This window comes from Streptomyces coeruleoprunus, from assembly GCF_039542925.1.
GTDB classification, from domain to species: domain Bacteria; phylum Actinomycetota; class Actinomycetes; order Streptomycetales; family Streptomycetaceae; genus Streptomyces; species Streptomyces coeruleoprunus.
Genome location: NZ_BAABIT010000001.1, coordinates 1,526,557 through 1,544,402, shown reverse-complemented (window position 1 = coordinate 1,544,402; position 17,846 = coordinate 1,526,557). Strand labels below are relative to the sequence as shown.

19 protein-coding genes are annotated in these 17,846 nt (G+C 75.0%); 11 read left to right on the top strand and 8 right to left on the bottom strand.

The window, feature by feature from the left end; genetic code table 11:
- Positions 1 to 24 precede the first annotated feature (24 nt).
- The 3 genes from ABEB09_RS06690 to ABEB09_RS06680 all read left to right on the top strand — a co-directional run bounded on the left by ABEB09_RS06690 (position 25) and on the right by ABEB09_RS06680 (position 3,846).
- Positions 25 to 789 (top strand): carbonic anhydrase, encoded by a 765-nt coding sequence (locus tag ABEB09_RS06690; protein WP_345688063.1) that lies wholly within the window; start codon positions 25 to 27, stop codon positions 787 to 789.
- A 307-nt stretch (positions 790 to 1,096) separates the two neighbouring features.
- A complete protein-coding gene (locus ABEB09_RS06685; protein ID WP_345688061.1) occupies positions 1,097 to 3,163 on the top strand; it encodes an RICIN domain-containing protein in 2,067 nt (688 codons plus the stop codon).
- Complete coding sequence (locus ABEB09_RS06680; protein WP_345688059.1) at positions 3,160 to 3,846, top strand: hypothetical protein; 687 nt, start codon at positions 3,160 to 3,162, stop codon at positions 3,844 to 3,846. Before ABEB09_RS06685 ends, ABEB09_RS06680 begins: the two co-directional genes overlap by 4 nt.
- Here ABEB09_RS06680 and ABEB09_RS06675 read toward each other — a convergent pair.
- Positions 3,806 to 4,357: a histidine phosphatase family protein gene (locus ABEB09_RS06675; RefSeq protein WP_345688057.1), complete on the bottom strand. Its 552-nt coding sequence runs from the start codon at positions 4,355 to 4,357 to the stop codon at positions 3,806 to 3,808. The two genes, ABEB09_RS06680 and ABEB09_RS06675, sit on opposite strands and share 41 nt — an antisense overlap.
- Before the next feature lie 227 nt (positions 4,358 to 4,584).
- On the opposite strand from ABEB09_RS06675, the gene ABEB09_RS06670 reads away from it, so the two are divergent.
- Together ABEB09_RS06670 and ABEB09_RS06665 are read left to right on the top strand one after the other, a co-directional pair.
- Positions 4,585 to 4,812: a CbtB domain-containing protein gene (locus tag ABEB09_RS06670; protein ID WP_345688055.1), complete on the top strand. Its 228-nt coding sequence runs from the start codon at positions 4,585 to 4,587 to the stop codon at positions 4,810 to 4,812.
- A gap of 32 nt (positions 4,813 to 4,844) precedes the next feature.
- Positions 4,845 to 5,624, top strand: coding sequence for a CbtA family protein (locus ABEB09_RS06665; RefSeq protein WP_345688053.1), 780 nt, complete (start codon positions 4,845 to 4,847; stop codon positions 5,622 to 5,624).
- Between the two features lie 21 nt (positions 5,625 to 5,645).
- Here ABEB09_RS06665 and ABEB09_RS06660 read toward each other — a convergent pair whose 3' ends face one another.
- From ABEB09_RS06660 to ABEB09_RS06640, 5 genes are all read right to left on the bottom strand, one after another.
- Positions 5,646 to 6,542 (bottom strand): lipase family protein, encoded by an 897-nt coding sequence (locus ABEB09_RS06660; protein ID WP_345688051.1) that lies wholly within the window; start codon positions 6,540 to 6,542, stop codon positions 5,646 to 5,648.
- Between the two features lie 15 nt (positions 6,543 to 6,557).
- Positions 6,558 to 7,454, bottom strand: coding sequence for a DNA/RNA non-specific endonuclease (locus ABEB09_RS06655; RefSeq protein WP_345688049.1), 897 nt, complete (start codon positions 7,452 to 7,454; stop codon positions 6,558 to 6,560).
- A gap of 82 nt (positions 7,455 to 7,536) precedes the next feature.
- A complete protein-coding gene (locus tag ABEB09_RS06650) occupies positions 7,537 to 7,701 on the bottom strand; it encodes a hypothetical protein (protein ID WP_345688047.1) in 165 nt (54 codons plus the stop codon).
- A gap of 150 nt (positions 7,702 to 7,851) precedes the next feature.
- Entirely contained in the window at positions 7,852 to 8,646 is a 795-nt protein-coding gene (locus ABEB09_RS06645) for a CBS domain-containing protein (protein ID WP_345688045.1), read from the bottom strand.
- A gap of 115 nt (positions 8,647 to 8,761) precedes the next feature.
- Entirely contained in the window at positions 8,762 to 10,117 is a 1,356-nt protein-coding gene (locus ABEB09_RS06640; protein ID WP_345688043.1) for an alpha/beta family hydrolase, read from the bottom strand.
- Positions 10,118 to 10,185: 68 nt separating this feature from the next.
- Here ABEB09_RS06640 and ABEB09_RS06635 point away from each other — a divergent pair, with 68 nt between their 5' ends.
- Positions 10,186 to 11,430, top strand: coding sequence for a site-2 protease family protein (locus tag ABEB09_RS06635; protein ID WP_345688041.1), 1,245 nt, complete (start codon positions 10,186 to 10,188; stop codon positions 11,428 to 11,430).
- A 117-nt stretch (positions 11,431 to 11,547) separates the two neighbouring features.
- Here the strand turns inward: ABEB09_RS06635 and ABEB09_RS06630 are convergent, their stop codons facing one another.
- On the bottom strand, positions 11,548 to 13,050 hold the full coding sequence (locus tag ABEB09_RS06630) for an AAA family ATPase (RefSeq protein ID WP_345688039.1): 1,503 nt from the start codon (positions 13,048 to 13,050) through the stop codon (positions 11,548 to 11,550).
- A 279-nt stretch (positions 13,051 to 13,329) separates the two neighbouring features.
- On the opposite strand from ABEB09_RS06630, the gene ABEB09_RS06625 reads away from it, so the two are divergent.
- From ABEB09_RS06625 to ABEB09_RS06610, 4 genes are all read left to right on the top strand, one after another.
- Positions 13,330 to 13,728, top strand: coding sequence for a cell division protein SepF (locus ABEB09_RS06625; RefSeq protein WP_345688037.1), 399 nt, complete (start codon positions 13,330 to 13,332; stop codon positions 13,726 to 13,728).
- A 148-nt stretch (positions 13,729 to 13,876) separates the two neighbouring features.
- Positions 13,877 to 15,151: an AAA family ATPase gene (locus ABEB09_RS06620; protein ID WP_345688035.1), complete on the top strand. Its 1,275-nt coding sequence runs from the start codon at positions 13,877 to 13,879 to the stop codon at positions 15,149 to 15,151.
- Positions 15,148 to 15,516 carry a nucleotide pyrophosphohydrolase gene (locus ABEB09_RS06615; RefSeq protein WP_345688033.1) on the top strand — a complete coding sequence of 123 codons (369 nt, stop codon included), beginning with the start codon at positions 15,148 to 15,150 and terminating at the stop codon, positions 15,514 to 15,516. Before ABEB09_RS06620 ends, ABEB09_RS06615 begins: the two co-directional genes overlap by 4 nt.
- Before the next feature lie 125 nt (positions 15,517 to 15,641).
- Positions 15,642 to 16,199, top strand: a complete 558-nt coding sequence (locus ABEB09_RS06610; protein ID WP_345688031.1) for a DUF6099 family protein — start codon at positions 15,642 to 15,644, stop codon at positions 16,197 to 16,199.
- A 23-nt stretch (positions 16,200 to 16,222) separates the two neighbouring features.
- Here the strand turns inward: ABEB09_RS06610 and ABEB09_RS06605 are convergent, their stop codons facing one another.
- The gene (locus tag ABEB09_RS06605; protein ID WP_345688029.1) at positions 16,223 to 16,501 is read right to left on the bottom strand and encodes a hypothetical protein; all 279 of its coding nucleotides are present in this window, start codon (positions 16,499 to 16,501) and stop codon (positions 16,223 to 16,225) included.
- 244 nt (positions 16,502 to 16,745) lie between these two features.
- On the opposite strand from ABEB09_RS06605, the gene ABEB09_RS06600 reads away from it, so the two are divergent.
- Entirely contained in the window at positions 16,746 to 17,774 is a 1,029-nt protein-coding gene (locus tag ABEB09_RS06600) for a S66 family peptidase (RefSeq protein WP_345688027.1), read from the top strand.
- Positions 17,775 to 17,846 lie beyond the last annotated feature (72 nt).

The window sequence follows — 17,846 nt, the reverse complement described above, 5'->3', positions numbered from 1 at the left end:
GGGGGCGGACGTACGTTTCCGGGCGTGACATCGATATCTGCTTCCGACGACGACATAGCCCTGACCGCCCGCTCCGGCCGGCGGTCCCTCCTGCGCGCCGCCCTCGGCGGGGGTGCCCTGCTGGGCGGCGGCGCCGTGCTCGGTACGGGGCTGGTGGCCGCCACCGCCGCACCGGCCGGGGCCGCCACCATCGGCCGCGAGCGGCCCACCACCCCCGTGTCCGCGCTGCACGAACTGGTCCGGGGCAACCGGCGCTGGCAGCAGCTGCGCGAGGTGCACCCCCACGAGGGTGCCGCCGACCGCCTGGCCGCCGTGTCCGGCCAGCACCCGTTCGCCCTGATCCTGGGCTGCATCGACTCGCGGGTCCCGCCCGAGCTGGTCTTCGACCAGGGCCTCGGCGATCTCATGACCGTGCGTTCCGCGGGCGAGGTGCTGGACGAGGCCGTGCTCGGCAGCATCGCCTACGGGGTGCTGGAGCTCGACATCCCGCTCGTCATGGTGCTGGGCCACCAGTCCTGCGGCGCGGTGAGCGCGGCCGTCCACGCCGAGGAGACGGGGGAGGAGCTGCCCGCGCACATCGCCTACATCGCCGAGCAGATAAGGCCGGCCATCGACCACGACCAGACCGGCGCCGCCCGGGTCGACGCCACGGTGACGGCGAACGTGCGCCTGGTCCGCGCCCGCCTCGCCGCCGAGCCGGACCTGGCCGCCCGGGTGCGGTCGGGGCGGCTGGCGATCGTGGGCGCGCGGTACGAACTCGCCGGCCAGGCAGTGGGGCTGCTCCGCTGAGGAAATGGCGGGTGGGGCTCTTCCGGTACCGCCCGTAGTCGCCGTATATCGACGGAGTGAGAGATTCCGCTGACAGCTTTTCAAATAGCGTCCGCCGATATCTCGATCGGATTACGACATCCTTAAAAAGGACTGGACCACGTCGAGTCCACGCGCGTAACTCCCCTTGTTCTGTGATGAGTTGACTGATCATCAAAAAGAACCGGCCCGATCACGGAAACGTCTCGGGAACTCGGTCCGCTTTTGCCGGAATTCTGTTCTGGCAGGCTTCCGCAGCACCGTCCCCTGACCAAGGAAGAGGTGCAGCGTGTCCGGACGCCGAAGAAGGCAGAAGACACCAGCGGGAAAGCCGCGCAGGATTGCCATCGCCACGGCCGCCGTCGCCATCGTGGCGGCGACCGTGGCCTACGGGGGTTTCGGCGGCGCGAGTGAGCCGGCGGCCGGCGGGAACGGCCCGCTGCTGGCCCAGCAGGCATCCCAGCCCACCGCGGCGCCCCAGCCGGCGGCCGGGCCCGCCCGCGACAAGAAGCCCGAGCCGATCAAGGAGAAGCCCAAGAGCGAGCCCAAGCGCGGCCTCGTCTACGAGGGGCTCACCGTCGCGCCCGACGAAGACAAGTGCGCCGGCGTGTACCGCACCACCGCGGGCCACTGCACGCACGGCCCCGACGCGCCGCCGCCGGGCGTCGACATCAAGAAGGACACCCCTCCGGCGGTGAAGACCACCGCCCCCGCCGAGGACCCCGCCGACGTCCCGCCGGCCGGCACCGGAACGGGCGGCGGGCAGCCCGCCCGTACCGCGCCGTCCGCGCCCGCGCTCGACGCGGCCGCCGCCGCCAAGGCGGGCGACCAGCCGCCCGCGGCCCCGGCGCCCGGCACCCGCGCCGCCGCGGCCGGCCCCGCCGGGCAGACCGTCCAGTGCGACGGCGACGGCAGCACCGGCAACCGCGTCCAGGTCGTGTACGTCCACGCCCCCGGCAACGACCGGTACGCCCAGTACTTCGCGTCGTTCCGCAAGTGGGCCGCCGACGCCGACCTCATCTACTCCGAGAGCGCCAAGGACACCGGAGGCGTACGGCACATCCGGTACGTGACGGCCGCCGACTGCACGCCGACCGTCCTCAACATCGAGCTGCCCGCCTCCGCGCTGGCCGAGTTCAGCGCCACCAACCGCGCGCTGGCCGCCAAGGGCCTCGACCGCCGCGACCGCAAGTACATGATCTTCGCGGACACCCAGGTGTACTGCGGCATAGGCACCTTCGCCGGCGACGAGCGCCCCGGCCAGAACAACCTCAGCAACTTCGGTCCCTCCTACGGCCGCACCGACACCGGCTGCTGGGGCGGCCACACCGCCGCCCACGAGCTGGGCCACAACCTGGGAGCCGTCAACAACAGCGCCCCCAACACCAGCCGCGGCGCCCACTGCACCGACGAGTGGGACGTCATGTGCTACTCGGACACGCCGTACTACCCGAAGATGCGCATCGTCTGCGGCGACCGCGCGTACGAGAACAAGCTCGACTGCAACCACGACGACTACTTCCACACCAGCCCCAGGCCGGGCAGCTATCTCGCCACGCACTGGAACATCGCGAACAACCAGTTCCTGATGGGCCACAAGGGCGGCAACCCGAACCCGAACCCGAACCCCAGCCCCACGCCGACCCCCACGCCCACCGGCGGGACCACCACCGCGCCCGACGTGACCGTGGGCCAGATCGCCCAGGACTCCGCCGTCGCCAGCTGGCGGCCCGTCGCCGGTGCCTCCTGGTACCAGGTGTTCCTCAACGGCAAGCCCATCGGCTGGGTCCAGACCCCCAACTCCCGCATCTACAACCTGACGCCGGGCACCGAGTACCGCGTCGCCGTCTCCGTGCGCGACGCCTCCGGCCGTGACACCGGCCCCGGCCGTGCGACCACCTTCCGCACCTCCGGCGGTGGCGGCACGACCCCCACGCCCGGCACGCGCTACCTGCTCACCAACGGCGCCACCGGCAACGCCGCCGAGATCTGGGGCGGCCGCACCGGCGACGGCACCGTCCTGGTCGGCTCCCAGCCCAACGGCTACGCCCAGCAGCAGTGGTACTTCGACGACGCCGGCAACGGCTACAGCCGGATCCGCTCCGCCGTCTCCGGCAAGTGCCTCCAGGTCGGCGGCCCGACCGGGGCCGGCATGTGGGTGGCCCAGTACCCGTGCCGCTCGGTCGCCTCCCAGCAGTGGCGCGTCACCCGCAGCGGCAACGGCGTCACGGTGACCGCCGGGGACAGCCGGTACGTCCTCGGCGTCAGCAACCGCCCGTACTACGGCTCCTGGCTGATCGAGCTGCAGCACCCCTCGGGCGCGGCACCGCAGATCTGGACGGTCCGCACGCCGTGACCCGTCCGAGCCGCACCCTGCTCACGGCCGCCGCACTCGTGGCGTCGGCCCTCTGGGCGGCCGCCACGCCGGCCGCCCACGCCCACGGCGACGGCCTGAAGGTCGACATCACCGGACACGCGTCCGGCCGGGTCGAGGCCGACGTCACCTGGGCGAACGACGGCGACCCCGTCGACGAGCGGATCGCCGCGACGGTCAACGCCGTCAGCGGGGACGGCCGCACCGCCCTCGGCCCGTGGAGACTGGTCCGCGCCGAGGGCGGGGCGCCCGCCCGCCACACCACCACGGAGGCCCTTCCGCCGGGCCGCTGGAAGGTCACCGTGGAGATCGGACACCCGGAACTCGGCCGCGCGGAGAAGGTCCTGACGGTCGCACCCGGCGCTGTCGCCGCTCCCGGCGCCACGCCGGGACCGGCGGGTACGGGGCCGGTAGCCGGGCCCGGGGCCGGTCCCGAGGGTTCCCGGCCGACTCCGGCCGCCGCCCCGCCGACACGGGCACGGGCCCTGGAGGCGTCCTCCCCGCCCGCGTCCGCCGCAGGGGACGAAGGCACGGCGACGACCACCGTCGTCGTCGTCGCCTCCGCCCTGGCGGCCGCCGTCGGCGCGGCCGGGCTCCTCGTGGCCCGGCGCAACCGGCGGCCCGTCAGGCCAGGCGCAGGTTCCAGCGGCCCGCGCGGCCGCTGAGCCCCGTGGCGGACAGCGGCTCCACGTCGATCCGCCAGAACGCCCCGGGCGGCGCGCCCACCGCGTGCAGCACGGCCGCCCGCACCACCGCCGGGCCGGTGACCGCCAGGACGCGGCCGGCGTCGCCGGGCAGGCCGTCGAGCCAGTCCGCGACCCGGGCGCACAACGCGGTCACCGGCTCGCCGCCGGGCGGCGCCGCCGCCGGGTCCGTGGTCCAGGCGGCCAGCGCGGCGGGGTCGTCGGCGGCCACCTCGTCGAGCGTACGGCCCCGCCATAGGCCCGGGTCGAGGTCGCGCAACGCCTCCTCGACCCGGGCCCCTTCGCGTCCCAGCGCCGCGGCGGTCGCGCGGCAGCGCACCGAGGGAGCCGTGTACACGAGGCCGGCCGCCGGCACGACGACCTCACGCGTCCTTCGCAGGGCGCGCTCGTCCAGCGGGCCGTCGTCCCCGAAGCGCACCGCCCGCCCGGCCGGGCCGGGCGCCGCGGCCAGCAGCGTCAGCCGAACCGTCATGGGCGGCGATCCTACGGGCCCCGATGATGCGACTCACGCCACCTTGGCGGATTCCTTTCGGAGCGCTACGGTCATGGGCGATAGGACGACGGTGCGATGGAAGCCCGGTGCAATTCCGGCACGGTCGCGCCACTGTGTTCCGGCAGCAGGACTGCCGGTGAGTCAGACCCGGGCGCCGTCGTCGCGTGCTCCAACAAGTGGGACGCGTGTTCCCAAGGAGGTTCGCCATGGCTGACTCCGCCGTCGCCCCTGCCCCGCTCACCCCGTCGGCCCCCGCCGTCACCGCCCTCCCCCTCAAGGCGATCGCGCCCTGGGCGGCGTTCTTCGGCACCCTGATGCTCGTTCTCCTCTACTTCGTCGGCGCCGAGCAGAGCGCGCTGTCCGTGTTCTCCGGCGAGGCCGTGCACGAGTGGGTGCACGACGGCCGACACTTGCTCGGCTTCCCGTGCCACTGACCCCTGACCGCCTCCAGGACAGGGGAACCCACGTGAACTCCGCAACCGTCCGCGCCCTTCTGGTGCGCGGCATGCTCGCCGGGATCGGCGCGGGCCTGCTCGCCGCCGTCGTGGCGTACCTCATCGGCATCCCGTCCGTGGACGCCGCCATCGACTACGAGTCCGCGCAGGCCGCCGCGGCCGACGCCCCCTCCCACTCGCACGAGGAAGGGGAACTGTTCAGCAGGGCCCAGCAGTCCACCGTCGGCCTCGCCACCGGCGTGGGCGTCTTCGGTACGGCGCTGGGCGGCATCGCCGCGCTGGCGTTCTGCTTCGCGCTGGGCCGTCTCGGGCGCTTCCGGGCCCGGGCGACCGCCGCGCTCGTCGCGGGGGCCGGTTTCGTCACCGTCTCCCTCGTACCGTTCCTCAAGTACCCGGCGAACCCGCCGGCGACGAGCGACCCCGGCACGGTCGGGCAGCGCACGACGCTGTTCTTCCTGATGATCGTCCTCAGCGTGCTGCTGGGCATCGGGGCGGTCGTCGTGGGCCGGCGGCTCGCCGCGCGGCTCGGCAACTGGAACGCGTCGGTCGTCGCCGGCGCGGGGTTCGTGGCCGTCGTCGCCGCGGCGATGGTGTTCCTGCCGTCCGTCGACGAGACGCCGAAGGACTTCCCGGCCGCCGTGCTGTGGGAGTTCCGCCTCGCCGCCATCGGCATCCAGGCCGCGCTGTGGACGACCTTCGCCCTGCTCTTCGGCCACCTCGCGGAACGTGTCCTGTCCCCGAGGCCCCGGTCAGCGGCCCCGGCCCCCGAAGTCAGCCCCTCCGGCGTGTGAGGCACACCCGCACCACGGCCGTCAGCCGGTCCGGCGGAGCACCCGCCGGACCGGCTCGCGGACCAGTGGGCTGCTCAAGTACGCCGCCGCCCCGTGGTGGTTCTCGCTGCCGTTGCCGACCAGCAGGTCGGTGATCCGGCCGGGCGGCGCGTACTCGGGCCGCAGCGTATGGTCCAGCGCCACCAGGTCCCGCGCGTCGGACGCGTTGAGCCACAGCGCCGTCCCCGACGGCACGGCCCGGGGCCCGGCCAGACACTCCTGCACGGCCGGGACGGCCAGCGGCGACCCGAGCGTGACGAACAGGTCGACCCGCCGGTCCGGCGCCGCGGCCAGCACCTCGTACGCGACGACGCTGCCCAGACCGTGACCGACGACCACGACGGGCCCGTCCCCGGTCGCGGCCGCCTCGTCCAGCGCCTCCTCGGCCACCTGCCGCATCGCAGGCCCCGCACCGCCGAAGAAATAGGCACCGACGTCCTCGAACGTCTGCCGGACCAGCAGCCGGAACAGCGCGGTCCGCGCGGGCCGCGGACGCGGCACGGACCGCGGCAGCGGCTCCTCGCCGGGCCCCGGCCGGGGCTCCTCCGCCAGGGCCAGCGCCTCCGCCAGGTACGTCATGTCGCGCAGCCAGCCGCCCAGGGGCGCCGCTCCGTCGGCGTCGGCGAGGGTCCGGGACACGAAGTGCGCCGGGTCCTCCAGCAGCGGGTGCCCCTCCTCGGCCACCGCCCCGGGCAGCCCCTCCAGCGGGTCAGGGTGCGGGTCGGGCAGCGGTGACCCGTACCGGACCGGCGCCCAGTACGCCATCTGCGACGCCTCGCCCATGTCGTGGCCGAACAGCGCCTTGTCCCACTGGGACGTGAGCAGCTCCCGGCGCGCCTTGGGGCCGCCGCCGTGGACGTACACGATCCGGGGTCGCATCGGGCCTCCCACGCCTCAGATGTCCATCAAGGTCTCGTCGGGTGCCTCCAGCCGCCGCCAGCGCAGCTCCGGCGCGGGCGGCGGGGGCATCAGGTCGGCGGCCGGCAGCGGGCCCAGGGCGAGCCCGGTCAGCTCGGCGACGTCCGCGACCGGCACCTGGTACGTACGGAACGCCCCGAGCAGCGGCGGCGCGCCCGGTACGGCCCCGGCGAGCGCCCGGTCGGCGTCCCTGGCGAGGTCGGGGCTCTGGTCGAGGACGTACGCCGTCGCGGCGAGCCGCCCGTCGCGGACGAACACCGCCACCTTCCAGAACCGCAGCGGCACCTGCACGCCCCGGTACGGCGGGTCCGCGTCGTGCAGCACGGGCCCGGCGAGCACCACCAGCCGCCGGTCCGGCACCGCGGCGTGGCCGAGGAGGTGGTCCTCCAGGGCCTCCCACACCCGCCGCGCCCGATTGTGGACGTCGGCGCGCGGGGCGGCGTTCGGGTAGTGGGACAGGTCGTCGGCGGCACTCCGCGCCTCCGCCGCCGGGCCCCACACCGGGCCGGGCAGGTCCACCAGGCGGCCGTGCTCCAGCGAGTTGTTCCGGTACAGCTCCGCGCCCGCCTGCCGGTCCGCCGGCACGCGCGGGTCCGGCCGCCAGTCGTCGGCCGGGGCCACGCCCTCGGCGAGGTGCGTACCGTCGACGGCCGTCGCGGTGGCCGCGGCCAGCCGCCGGTCGGGCCGCAGCACCACGCTGAAGTGCGTGTACGGCAGCACGACCGACTCCACGCCGCGCGTGGTGACCTCGGGCAGCGGCACGACCGGGCCGAGGAAGCCCTCGTCGAAACCGGTACGCCCGGCGAGCGGACCACGGTCGTCCGTCGCCCGCCCCTCCGCCACGCGGCCCTCCGGGAACGCCGATGAGGTCATGACCGGACTCGTACCGCGCGCCGCCGGTGACACAACGGCCGGAAACGGCAGGCCACCCCATCAGGCGCACGGCTCCGTCGGCTCAGCCGAACAGGCTGCGGACCCGGATCGTGCGGACGGGCCGCTCCCCGGGATCCCGGCGGGGACGGCGCTCGACGGTGTGCGCGGGCAGTTTCCCGCCGGGCACACCGGGAGCAGCCGGCTTGGGTTCCTCCGCCACGGTGTTCTTCGTGCGGGGCTTGGTCACGGCGGTCACCACCCTTCATCGACGGGTCCCCTCCGGGTCGTACGCGGGCCTCTCCCTTCGTACGCGGGTTCTCCGGGGGCGTGCGCGGGCCCTCCGGTCGTATGCGGGTCCCTCCGGTCGTACGCGGGTTCCTCCGGTCGCACGTCCGGGTCAGGGGACCGGTGTCACGCGGACGCCGGCCCTGCGGGGTGCCAGCCCCGGCGTCACGGGGTACGGGTACGGAACGTCCTCGTCCCCGCCGGGCCCTTCGCCCGCCGGGTGCCCCGCCAGCGCGGACACGATGTCCGACGCCGTCAGGAGACCGGCGAACCGCCCGCCCTCCCCGACCACGGGCAGCGCCTCGCAGCCGTTGGCGTTCATGACGTTCACCGCCCGGCGCACCGGGTCGTCCCGGTGCACGACCACGCAGCGGCGGCCGCGCAGCAGGTCGACCACGGCCCGGCGCGACAGCGCCACCGCGGGCCCGGCACAGGCGACCGCCACCTCGGACCGCTCCAGCACCCCGGCGCAGCGGCCGTCCGCCAGGACGACGGGCAGATAGCGGGCCCGGGCCCGTTCGAGCAGCTCCCAGGCGATGAGCACGGTCTCGGCGGAGGCGACGGTGACCACCGACGAGCGCATCACCTCGCCCGTCCTCCGCGTCAGCACCGGCACCTCGCCCGTGACCCCGGTCGTCGGCACCTCGCCCCGGGCCGGGACGGCGGTCTCCGCCGGCGGGTCGTCGGGGATCCGGATGGGCACGTCGTCCGGGACCTTCTCGGGCACGTCGTCGGGGACGCGGGTGGGTGGCACGTCGTCGGGGACCTGGGCGGGGGGCACGTCGTCGGGCGCCTCGGTGGGCGGGATGTCGTCGGGGATCCTCTCCGGCACCTCGGGCGGTGCGTCGTCGGGGACCTTCTCGCGGACCTCTTCCGGGATCCTGTCCTCCAGCGTGTGCTGCCTCATCACGGTCTCCCCTGCGGTCGGCACCGGAATGACTGACTCCGCTGTTTCCATCCTGGGCCCACCCCGCCCGCACGCGTAAAGGGCCCAGGCGTCCCGATTTGCAACGGATCGCCCCTCATCCGGCGACCGCCGCCCCCGGCAGGTGGGCCGTGAACCACGAACCCGCCAGCTCCTCGACCTGCCTCATGGCACCCGGCTCCTCGAACAGGTGCGTCGCGCCGGGCACCACCTCGACCTGGTGCTCGCAGCGCAACTGCTCCGCGGCCCGCCGGTTCAGCGGCAGCACCGGCGCGTCGGCGCCGCCCACGATCAGCAGCGTCGGCGCCCGTACGTCCGCGAGCCGGTCGCCCGCCAGGTCGGGACGGCCCCCGCGGCTCACCACGGCCGCGACGTCCGCGTCCGGCTCCGCCGCGGCGTGCAGGGCGGCCGCCGCCCCCGTACTGGCGCCGAAGTAGCAGACGGGCCGGGCGTGGACGCGGCGCAGCCACTCCGTGGCGCCGCTCAGACGCCGGGCCAGGAGCGGGATGTCGAAGACCCGCTCGCGGTTCCCGCCCTCCTCGTCGGTGAGCAGGTCGAACAGCAGGGTGCCGAGGCCGAGCCGGTTCAGTGAGGCCGCCACGGCCCGGTTGCGGGGGCTGCGGCGGCTGCTGCCGCTGCCGTGCGCGAAGACCACGACGCCCGGCGCACCCTCCGGGAGGACCAGGTCGCCGTCCAGCTGGACGTCGTCCACCTCGATACGGACGGCCTGCTCGGCGGGCTGCCCGGCGGAAGCCCCAGGAGCGGGCGCCGCTCCGGGCCCGGCTCCCGGCTCGGCCCGGGGGCCGGACTCCGGCCCGGTGCCGCGGCTCTCCGCGAGCAGCCGGGTGACCTCGTCGTCGCTCGTCTGCGAGAAGTCGTCGTACCACTGCCCCACGGCCGAGAACCAGTCCGGCGTGTACAGGCACACCACCTCGTCGGCCTCGGTCCGGAGCAGTCGCACCGCGTCCGGCGGGGCGACCGGCACGGCCATCACGACCCGCGCGGCCCCGTGGGCGCGGACCACCCGGCAGGCGACCAGCGCGGTGGACCCGGTCGCGATGCCGTCGTCGACGATCACCGCGGTCCGTCCCGCGACGGGTGCCGCGGGCCGCTCGCCGCGGTACCGGCGCAGCCGCTCCTCCAGCACCGCCCGCTCGGTCTCCTCGACGCGCGCCTGTGCATCGGGGCCGACACGCGCCCCCGCGACCACGGAGTCGTTGAGGATCCGCACGCCGCCCTCACCGATCGCTCCGAAGCCCAGTTCGGGATGGGACGGCACGCCCAGCTTGCGGACGACGACGACATCGAGGGGCGCGCCGAGGGCCTTGGCCACCTCGTGCGCGACCGGGACCCCGCCGCGCGGCAGCCCGAGCACGACGGGGTCGTCGAGGCTCAGCCGTGCCACGGCCTCGGCCAGCTGCTGCCCGGCGCTCACACGATCGGTGAACCGCATGTCGGCCTCCTGCGTCGCGGACGGACCGGTGCGCACTGCGGATGCCCGGCGCGCCGGGGGCGCGCACCATGGAGCTGACGGAGAAGAAGGTGGCAGCTGTGCGGGCGAGTTTCACCATCGGACGCATCGCCGGCGTCCGCATCGGCGTCCATTGGAGCGTCCTTTTCATCTTTGCTCTCATCGTATGGGGCCTGGCGCAGGGCCGCTTCCCGGACGCCTATCCGGGCCATCCACCCCTGCTGTACTGGGCCGCTGGGCTCGTCACGGCCCTGGTGTTCTTCGGGTCGCTGCTCGCCCACGAGCTGGCGCACGCCGTCGTCGCCCGCCGCAACGGCGTGGAGGTCGACGACATCGTGCTGTGGCTGCTGGGCGGCGCGGCGCGGCTGCACTCGGAGGCCGACAGCCCGTCCGCCGAGGTACGGATCGCCGGTGTCGGCCCGCTGGTCAGCCTGGTGCTGGGCGGGTTCTTCGCGCTCGGCGCGTGGCTGCTCGCCGTGGTGTCGGCGCACGAGGTGCTGGTCGAGGCGGTGGTCTGGCTGGCCGCCATCAACGTGCTGCTCGGGGTCTTCAACGCCGTGCCCGCCGCGCCGCTCGACGGCGGGCGGCTGCTGCGGGCGCTGCTGTGGTGGCGGACCGGCGACCGGCTGAAGGCGACCGCCGGGGCCACGGGCGCCGGCCGGGTCTTCGGCTGGCTGCTGGTGGCGGCGGGCCTGCTGCTGTTCCTGCGCGCCGGGTCGTACGGCGGGCTGTGGCTGGCGCTGGTCGGCTGGTTCCTCGTGGCCGCCGCGACCGTGGAGGGGAGGCAGGCGCAGCTGAGGGGCGTCCTGGCGGGCGTTCCGGTGCGGCACGCGATGACCGCCCGGCCGGTCACGGTGCCGGCGGCCATGTCGGTGGCGCGGTTCCTGGCCGACCCGCGCTACCGGTACCGCCACTCCGCGTTCCCGGCCGTCGAGGAGGACACCTCCGGGGGCGAGGACGGGGGCGAGGACGGGGCCGGGCGCCCGGTCGGCCTGATGCCCCTGGACCGGGCGCTGGCCGTACCGGAGGCGCGGCGACCGTCGGTGCTGGTCGGCGAGGTGATGGTCCCGCTGGCGGAGGTCACGGTCGTGGGCCCGGACGACCCGCTGGCCGATCTGCTGCCCCGCATGGAGTCCGGTGCCGAGCACCGGGTGCTGGTGGTGGAGCACGGACGGCTCGTCGGCGTGGTCTCGTCGTCGGACATCAGCAGGACCGTCACCTGGCTGATGTCGTCCGCTCCACGCCGTGACCAGGGCAAGGACCCGGGTGAGGAACGCCGCTGGCGCCCGCGCTGACGGGAGCCCGCCCGGCGTTCGAGGACGAGGGCCGTTCAGGCCCGATACGGGGGTCCGGGGGCGGAGCCACCGCTTTCGGGAAGGGGTGGGGCAGGGGAAGACCCCGCCGGACACCACCTAGTCGCCGTGGTACAGCCGGTCCGCCCCGACGAGGACCACCTCGCCCGCCGCCTCCGCCGCGCGCAGCGCCGGACCGAATCCCGCGTCGCTGTAGCAGGCCGGCACGGCGCCGCCCACGTCCTCGCCGCGCTCCGCGAGCAGGGACAACAGCCGCCGCAGCCGCTCCAGGTGGTGCAGGTCCATGGCCTCGCCCCAGCGCGCGCACCCGACCGAGAGCAGGCGCCCCGGCCGGGCCCCGGGGCCGTCGCCCGGGCCCCGTACGACGACCTCGGCGTCGATGCCGTGGCCCGCGCCCCCGGCGTCCGGCAGCGATCCGTGTGCCGCGCCCGCCGGCGCGGCCCCGAACGTGCCGGGCGCGGCGTGGTCCCGTACCCACGTACGGCACACCTCGGCGAACCCGGCGGCCGCGACCGTCGACTCGAACACGTCCCGGGCCCGCGCCCACACGGCCTCGGCGGGCTCCCGTGCGTCCCCGCCGCCCGGGTCGCCGAGCCGGTCGCGGTGCGGCCGGACGACCGCGTGCTCGAACGCCAGGAGGGGCTCGGCGACCCGAAGCCGCGTCAGGTGCGGGCGCAGCGCGTCCGGCTCACCGGCCAGCAGCCCGGAGTCCCGCAGCAGTGCCAGCGCGTGCGACACGTCGCCCAGCGAGGCCCCCACCCGGCCGGCGACGTCGCCCGGCGTGACGGAGCCGAGGGCGACGGCGGCCAGCACGGAGTGGCACAGCGCCCGGTCCCAGCGGTCCGTCTCCTCGTGCACCAGCCGCTCCGCCTCGTGGAAGAGCGGCATCCGCGGGTCGAGGGCGGTCCGGCACACCCACGCGTCGAAGTCCTCGGGCCCCTCCGGGACACCGCCGTCCGGGTACGCCTGCCGGTAGGCGGGCGTGCCGCCCACCACCGCGTGCACGCGCAGCGCGAGCCGCGGGTCGCCGACGCCCCAGAACCGAGCGGCGTCCCGGAACCCCAGGGGCCGTACCTCCAGGTCCAGGCCCACCAAGGCCTTCAACGGCGACGGGCCGCAGAACAACCGCTTCATCATCACGTGCGAACTGCCGCTCAGCAGGAGCCGTACGCGGTTGCCGCGCCCGCCGTCCGCCATCCGCCGGTACGCGGCGTGGAGCACCGCGGGCAGCGCGGGACTCTGCTGGACGAGATGCGGGAACTCGTCGAGGACGACGGGCACGGGCCGCTGCTCGCCCAGCGCCAGCAGCGCGTCCACCGCGTCCTCCCAGCCCCGCCACCGCCCGGCCGGCTCCGTGCCCGTGTGCTCGGCCAGCCGCTCGGCGAGCCGCCGGAGCGACTCGGCCTCGACCGCCTCGTCCGCGGCGAACCGGAAGCCGCCCAGGGACCGGGCGAGGGCGTCCAGCAGATACGTCTTGCCCTGCCGCAGGCGCCCCGAGACCACCCCGAGCCGCGGCTCGGGCCGGGGATCGGAGGCGAAGGCGACCAGGGCGTCCCATTCGCCGTCGCGGTCGAACACCGCCGCGGGCCTGGTGACCGTCATGTCGGGTCCTCCTCGCCGAGACGGACACCTCCAGCCTCGCAGAACTCCGCCGGGCCCGCCGAACCGGCGGAGGTACCTCGAGGGAAGGTGGTCCGCCCTTCAACCGTTCGGCCCCCGGTCGCGGGTTCCTCCCCGGTTCGCCGAGCCGGCCACGACCTCGGACTGACCTTCACCGCACCGCTGTTCACCATCCGCCGGCCCCGGAAGGTGAGGGAACGCGTCCGCTCCACAGCCGTGTCGGAGTTGGGCCGAACGGGTGAGGGGCGCCAGGATGGGCGTATGAGTAGGTACGAGAGGTACGACGTCACCGACGAACAGTGGGAGGGCCTGGCGCAGGTCGTCCCGCTGAGGGGGCGCGACGAGTGGCCGTCCAGGGTCGATCACCGCACGATGCCGCAGGACCACGAGGCCGCGGCGCAGCGCCGCATGGTCGTCCTGCGCGTCCAGGTCTTCGCGGACGCGCGTGAGGTCGCTGAGTACCTGGTCGCCCGGATCCCCGTGCTGCTGGACCTGACCAGCGCGGACACCGAAGTCGCCAAGCGCATCCTGGACTTCAGCAGCGGTGTCGTCTTCGGCCTCGGCAGCGCGATGCACCGCGTCGACCGGAACGTGTTCCTGCTCGCGCCCGCCGGTACGGAGGTCGAGGGAGCGGCCGCGGCGGCGGTTCCGCACGCGTAAACCCGCGGCCCGCGGTCCTGCCGGCCTGCTGTCCAGGAGCGGCCGCGGCGGACCGCGGCACCGGGGCGGCCGGTGCAGTCCCCCGTTCGCAGGAAGCCTGTTCGGGCGGAACGGTTCAGCTCGCGGGGCCCTCGTACGGTGGCCGACCATGGACTCCACCGCCCGTGGCGCCCGTGCCGCCCGCGCCACGCGCCCCGCCCGCCCTCCCGTCCGCCCCGTCCGCCCGGTGATCCGCCTCACCGGCACGCCCCGGCCCGACCGGCCGGTCGTCACCGAGCTGCGGCTGTCGGCCTTCAAGTCGCATCGCGGGGCGGTGATCCCGCTCGGACCGCTCACCCTGCTCACCGGGGCGAGCGGCAGCGGCAAGACCAGCGCCCTCCTGGCGTACGAGGCGCTGGCCCGGCTCGGCGCGGGCGCCGCGCTCGGCAGGGCGTTCCCCGATCCGGCCGGCTGCGTCCCCGAGCGGGCCGCCGCCGACGCGCAGGGCAGGCGCGGCTTCCGCATCGGCTGCACGGCGGACGGCCCGGCCGGACCCGTACGGCTCGACCTCGCCGTCCAGGCCGAACCCCAGCTGCGCGTGGTGGGCGAGCGGCTGACCGGCGGCGACGGGCGGACCCTCCTCACCACGGCGCTGCGCGACCCCGGGCGGCGGGTGGTGCACGCCGAGTGGCACACGGCGGGGGCGGCGCCGGTGACCCGCGCGCCCCTCCCCGACGACCGGCTCGCCACCGCCCTGCTGCCGCTGCGCGTGGCCGGCAAGACGGAGGGGCAGCTGCGGGTGCTGGCGGCGGCCGAACAGATGGTCGTCGCGCTGCGCTCGGTGTTCCCCTGCGACCCGCAACCCCACCGGATGCGCGAACCCGTGGCCAAGGGGGAGGGGCGGCTGCGGCGGGGCTGCGACAACCTCGCCGAGGTGCTGCACCGTACGCGTGACGACTGCCCCCGCCGCCACGCCCGCCTGGCCGCCCTGGCGCGGGCCGGGTGCGCCGGGCCGGTGCGGGACGTGCGCGTCGAGGAACTGGCGGACGGCACGGTGCGGGCCGTCCTCGGGCGGGACGCGGTCCGGGATGCGGCGGGCGCGGCAGGCGGAGCGGCGGGGGGCGTGCGGCCGGCCGGGACGCCTCTGGGGCGGCTCGGGGACGGCGAGTTACGGTACCTGGCGCTCGCGCTGGTCCTGCTGACCGGGCCCGGGGTGCTGGCAGTCGACCAGGCGGCCGAAGTGCCGGGCGCGATGCAGGCCCTCACCGTGCTCGCGGACGGCCTCGACCGGGGCCTGGACGGGCGGCAGGCGCGGGAGCTGACGGGACTGGCCGCCGCGATCTGCGCGGAGGGCCACATCCGTCTGATCGGCACGGTGGGCGAGACCGGTGCGCAGGCCGCGCGGGAGTGCGACGGGGTGACGGTGGTACACCTGAGGCCGTGACGGAACTGGACGTACAGGGACTGCAGCGCCGGCTGGCCGAGTTCGCCGCCGCCCGCGCGTGGCAGCCCTACCACACCCCGAAGAACCTGGCCTCGGCGCTCAGCGTGGAGGCGGCCGAACTGCTGGAGATCTTCCAGTGGTTGACGCCGGAGGAGGCGGACCGGGTCATGGACGACCCGGACACCGCCCACCGGGTCGCCGACGAGGTCGCCGACGTGCTCGCCTATCTGCTCCAGTTCTGCGGGGTCATGGGCATCGACCCGCTGGCGGCGCTCTCCGCGAAGATCGACCGGAACGAGCTGCGCTTCCCCGCCGGACGGCCGCCCGGGCGGGACACGGACCGTGATCGTCACTCTTCGGAGTGATCGAGATATTCACACTGAGCTTCGTGTCCACAGATTTCCGAATTCCCCTGGCTTTTATGCTCGGACAGCTTCACTCTGGGTAGTGAGTCAGTGAGCGGAAAGTCGTACGAACGGGGGCGGCGTACATGGATGCGGAGCGGCTCGTCACGCTGAGTCGGCGTGACCTGGCGGAAAGCACGGCGGCACTGGACATCCTGGTGGCGGCCTGGCAGGCCCAGTGCCTCGCACAGGCGATCGGCAACCACCTGGCGTTGTGCGGGCCGCAGGAGTTGAGAGGCGAGGCGCGTGCGCTGAGCGAGATCGGCGGACGCGGCGGCCCGGGCATCGACCACCCGGCGCGGCGCACGGGGGCGCGGGCGGCGCACCTGACCGAAGTGGCCGACATGCGCGAGACGTTGCTCGCGCTGGGCGCGCTGCTCGGGGAGGTGGGGATCGCCCTCGTCGGCGTGGCCTGCGCCACCGACGAGGAGGGGCTGTACTGGCAGTCGATCGAGGCGATCGACGCCGCCGACGAGTCGAGCGACCGGGTCCGGGTCATGCTGCGCCGGCTCACGGTCCGGGGCCGGGCGAGACCTCCCGGGACGGCGCGCGACCACCCGGAGGACGGGCGCCCGGTCCGTGAACGGGCGGACCGGGAGCGGCTCGACATGGTGGACCCGGCGGACTCGGCGGCGGGGTCGTGACGGCGCTGGAGGCGCCGCGGTCGTCAGAGAAGACGGTCGGTGGCGCCGTCGGTGCGGGTCTCACCGCGGGCCTCGGTCCGGCCGGCACCACCGGTCCCGGCCGGGCCGTGGGCGGAGGACGAGCCTGCGGACGAGGACTGAAGGTCGGCGTCCAGCTGCGACAGGTCGGCGGTGAGCGCCGCCATCAACTCCTCCATCTGCTGGAGCAGACCCTTCGGGGCGCCGGCGCCCGGCTCGGGCAGGCCCTGCGCGGGCACGGTCTGCGCGGACACAGCCTGTTCGGGCACGGCTTCCTGGGACATCGCGGCCTCCTCGGCCCAGGCCCTCCCGATGGGGGAGGGCGACAAGAGAGCGACGCGCCGACAGCTGCCGCCGGCGCGCGGGCCGGGCGGTCCGGCACCGCCGAGCCAACGACCGGCCCCGGGCGGCGGTCACGGTCGGTCACGATCAGGTTGACGATGTTCGAAGTCGACGGGCCCCGCGTGGCGTTGGGCGCCGGGGGAAAACGGCGGGCGGCGGCGAAAAGCGCCATGTCAGACTCACGCCATGCCTATTCGATACCCCCAGCCTCTGCGTGCCGGCGACCGCATAGCCGTCACCTCCCCTTCGAGCGGCGTCGACAAGGGTCTGCGCGAGCGACTGGACGTGGCGGTCCGTGTCGTGGAGTCGCGTGGGTACGAGGTGGTCCTCGGCAGCTGCATGGACGGCTCCGGACATGTCAGCGCCCCCGCCGCGGAGCGCGCGGCCGAGCTGACGCGGATGCTGGCCGACCCCTCCATCGCGGCTGTGGTGCCGCCGTGGGGCGGCGAGACCGCCATCGACCTGCTGCCGCTGCTCGACTGGGACCTGCTGCGCGATGCCGAACCGACCTGGTTCGTGGGCTTCTCCGACATCTCCACGCTCCTCACCCCGCTCACCCTGCTGACGGGCCACGCGACCCTCCACGGCAACAACCTGATGGACACCCCGTACCGGGTGCCCCAGGGGCTGCTCTCGTGGCTGGACGTCGTGACCACGCCGGCGGGCGGCAGCTTCACCCAGACCCCGCCCGGCCGCCACCGCGCCTCCGGCTGGGACGACTGGCGGGCCGACCCGGAGATCGGTGAGTACACCCTGGACAGCGTCGGCACCTGGACGAGGCTGGACGGTGACGGTGACGTGGAGGTGGAGGGCCGCCTGATCGGCGGTTGCGTCGAGACGCTCTGCCATGTGGCGGGCACGCCGTACGGTGACGTGTCGGCCTTCGCCCGGGCCCACGCCCCCGAGGGACTGCTCGTCTATGTGGAGGCGTCCGAGGACAACGCGTTCTCCATCTGCCGCGCGCTGCACGGGATGAGGCTCGCCGGGTTCTTCGACGCCGCGAACGCCGTCATCGTGGGCCGCACTTCGGCGCCCGGCAGGGACTCGCTCACCCAGCACGAGGCCGTGCTCGACGCTCTCGGACCGCTCGGCGTGCCCATCGTCGCCGACGTCGAGTGCGGGCACGTCCCGCCCTACCTGCCGCTGGTCAACGGAGCGCGGGCCAGGCTCGTCCACACGGCGACCCGCCGGGAACTGGTCCAGACACTGGCCTGAGACGGCGCCCGGCCGGGCCGACCGGGCGCGGCACCGGGGTGCGGGGGTGCGGGGCCGTCGTGGTGCGGCGTC